Below are 2305 nucleotides of genomic sequence, written 5' to 3'. Positions count from 1 at the left end.
ACGGCCAGACTCATGACGATAATATAAGGGGTCGGTTTTCCAAAATGCTGCCACTATCATCAGGCGGCGCTCAACAAGTTCGGGAGGTTGGCGCCATGAGGCTCTCAGCTCTTCTGGACCCTCTCAAGCGGCTGGCGCACCGTGTGTTCCTGGCCTATGCCCACTATCGCTGGCGGCGCTGGCGCTGCCCCTGGAGATTTTACAAAGGCCGATGGTACGTGGTGGTCCCAGATAAGGACATGCACAAGGAAAAGGTCGAGGTAATTACATGGTGCCGCCCGGAAACAAGAGACGTTGAATCAGTCTGTGTTCCTGTTCCGGGCCATGACTATTCCGACTACGTGCCCTTTGAAGACAGAATCCCCTATTCCGTGTACTTTCCCCTTATGTATCGAACATCTCCCCCTCGCGATGAACCAGACGACGTTCCTCAAAAAACCGACGTATGGTTTGCCTTTGAGTCCGAAAAATCCGAGGATTGATCCAATACAAGGCCAGCAATGTGGCGAATCCTTCCGCGGCATTTTGCAGGACCGGCTTTTTCAGCTCGGGCTGATAAACGGAATGAACAATTTCCTCCTTTTCCGATTCCCATGCCGCCTGCCATTCGTCTGAGTTGCTGATCCTGTTGCCGGACGTATCTCGATCCACGATGTGCGCCAGCTCGTGGGCGTAAAGATAATATTCATGGACTGACTTTGGGGGGCCATTCCACACGACGATAGCTAAACTTCTTCCGTCCTTCGTTGTAACCCAACGAACAAAGCCTGCGAGGCTGGACCGCTCGACATTTTCTCCGAACACGTTTTTCAAGTGTGTGTCCCACTGGGCCACCTCCTCCAGGTCGCTGCACACGATCATCGTGGCATGGGCCTGGCGATTCAGGCCGCCTGGCCGGGCCAAGCGGCGCGGCGCGAGTTCGAGGACACATCCGACACGGCACGCGTTGCCTGATCGCCACGCTGGTCGTGCCCACCGGCCAGCCATTGGCCCCATAACCGACGAACTCGTGAAACGGTGGACAGTGAACGACAAACGGAGCCGCGAGATCTATTTTATCAGTCCAACCATCCTGCCGCGGGTTCCTGCCGGTCGGACCGGAACTTCCGTGGAGTGGAAGCGTTTCGTGGTGAGGCACCGCCGGACAGGCCCCAAAATCAGCCCGTCATTTGAGGGGAGGGAGAAAGATGGTAACCGGTGAGCAATTCGCATGCGGTTAGGAACGCAAATCAGGATGTTTTTGCGAAGTGCTCGCGGCCTGTCGCTTCTTCAACGGTTCAACGTGGGCCTCAAGAATCTCCCTTGACAAATGTGTCATTCCTCGGCCAAACTACTGCATTCTCACACAGGTGGATACATGCTTTGCGCATGGTAGACGCGGATAAGATGGAGCGATTTGGGTCTTCGGAGGAATACCATGGATGGCGATCGATACACCAATTGCCGGAGTGGCAATAAAACGGGCAGCATGGAATGGTTTGTAGTGTTTGTCTTCGCGGCAGTCCTGGTGATGGGTTGCCAGAAGCCGTCAACTCAACCGGACGGATCGCAGTCTGCCATTCGGCCGGCTGCCCCGTCGAACTCTGACATGCAGAAAAAAGCCGGGCCTGTTGGGCAGAGCGATCTCAAATCACAAACAGCAGACCCTGTTTCTGCCGTCAAGGTGTTTCTCGAGGCCGTTCGAACGGGCGATGATGAGAAAGTCATCCAGCTTTTTAGCGAACTGGCCCGGGAACAGGCAGGCAAGCTTAATCGACAATTTGCGCCTGTCGGGAGCGACACGGCACGATATGAGGTCTTCGATGATGTCGAGTACTTGGCGCCGGACGGGGCCCGGGTGAAAAGCACCTGGACCGATCTGGATTCCCAGGGAAAACCGCGCACCGACGAGATTACCTGGATGCTTCGGAAAGAAGCCAACGGCTGGCGGATCGCCGGAATGGCCACCGTCATTTTTGAGGGCGAGCCACCCCTCCTTCTAGACTTCGAAAATATGCCGGAAACCCTGAGAAAGATCGAGTTGCTTTCTCAGGAAATTGAACGTCGGGCCGCTCAGTCTCAGCAAGCAGTTCCCCAAGCAAATACTCATCCCGTTGATGAAAACGCCGCGAGAGAGACCGCTGCCTCTCAAACATCGGCTGGACTACCGGCGGCACCTGTGGCTGATACCCCTGCCCAAACTGCTCAGGAACCGCAACCGAATATCCTTCGCAAATAGTCGACTATCAAAAGACATGCCTGATCTAAATATAGACGGCTGGGGTTGCCCCAATTGTGCCTTTAGAGGGTGAACGATGGCGGCCGG

Annotated in this window: 2 protein-coding genes; both read left to right on the top strand. The window is 55.4% G+C overall.

Annotated features, from left to right (window positions below; all coding sequences use genetic code 11):
• Nucleotides 1–95 precede the first annotated feature (95 nt).
• Complete coding sequence (locus tag H5U08_RS16135) at nt 96–482, top strand: hypothetical protein (protein WP_297035380.1); 387 nt, start codon at nt 96–98, stop codon at nt 480–482.
• A 935-nt stretch (nt 483–1417) separates the two neighbouring features.
• Nucleotides 1418–2218: a hypothetical protein gene (locus H5U08_RS16130; protein ID WP_297035377.1), complete on the top strand. Its 801-nt coding sequence runs from the start codon at nt 1418–1420 to the stop codon at nt 2216–2218.
• Nucleotides 2219–2305: the final 87 nt, after the last annotated feature.

Source organism: Thermogutta sp., assembly GCF_014359955.1.
In the GTDB taxonomy this organism is placed as follows: Bacteria; Planctomycetota; Planctomycetia; order Pirellulales; family Thermoguttaceae; genus Thermogutta.
Note: the sequence above shows the minus strand (reverse complement) of the source record. Positions and strands in the feature narration are given on the sequence as shown.

Excerpts from the sequence above, each read along its gene's own strand:
- H5U08_RS16135 (WP_297035380.1), top strand. The coding sequence starts at position 96 with ATGAGGCTCTCAGCTCTTCTGGACCCTCTCAAGCGGCTGGCGCACCGT.
- H5U08_RS16130 (WP_297035377.1), top strand. The coding sequence starts at position 1,418 with ATGGATGGCGATCGATACACCAATTGCCGGAGTGGCAATAAAACGGGC.